The organism is Pseudomonas sp. S4_EA_1b (genome assembly GCF_016307435.1).
Classification (GTDB): domain Bacteria; phylum Pseudomonadota; class Gammaproteobacteria; order Pseudomonadales; family Pseudomonadaceae; genus Aquipseudomonas; species Aquipseudomonas rhodesiae.
Genome location: NZ_JAEILC010000082.1, coordinates 50,607 through 51,239, shown reverse-complemented (window position 1 = coordinate 51,239; position 633 = coordinate 50,607). Strand labels below are relative to the sequence as shown.

Annotated in this window: 1 pseudogene; it reads left to right on the top strand. The window is 57.5% G+C overall.

Annotated elements, in window-relative coordinates:
* A pseudogene (locus YA0848_RS23860) lies at positions 1-511 on the top strand (hypothetical protein); the annotation flags it as partial.
* Between the last annotated feature and the right edge of the window lie 122 nt (positions 512-633).

Sequence of the window (633 nt, the reverse complement as noted above, 5' to 3'; positions counted from 1 at the left end):
AAAAATCAACGCCATGACTGCTGAGCTCTATGCCGCCTTGGGTGCCCCTTCAAGCGGGGCAATTCCTGCCGCGCTGCCGGTGAATAAAGGTGGTACTGGAGGTTCTACACAAGCTGCGGCCCAGGTGGCGCTCGGCTTGGGCACCGCCGCCACTCTGAATACGGGTCGTTCAGCCGGAAATGTGCCGACTATGGAGATGATAGGCATCGCCAGCGGCACATCGCCCGTGCCGTGGACGGCTGAGATCAAGGCCGGCATCGACAATACGGTTTTCACATCGTCTGATTCTGGCCTGAATCCCCAGGGCGGGACTGGTTATTATTACCGGCAGACCATTCAATTCGGCTCCAGCGGCAACAGACTCATGATTGCCTGGCCTTATGGTGTGAGTGGCAACACCGGGACCGTGAAGATGCGTTCCGTCTACAACGGCGCTACAACCCCAGAAATTGAGCTTTACCACACCGGAAATACCACTCGCGCCGCTGACGGCACACTCAAGGCTATCTAAATGACAACTCGTGCAGCAGTAAACATTCTCGGTGCTGACGGTACCGTTATTGATGTCACTTCCTTGGGCGCTAACGCCATCACCACCGAGCACCCTGGCCCTGGCCAGTACCTGGTGCACGG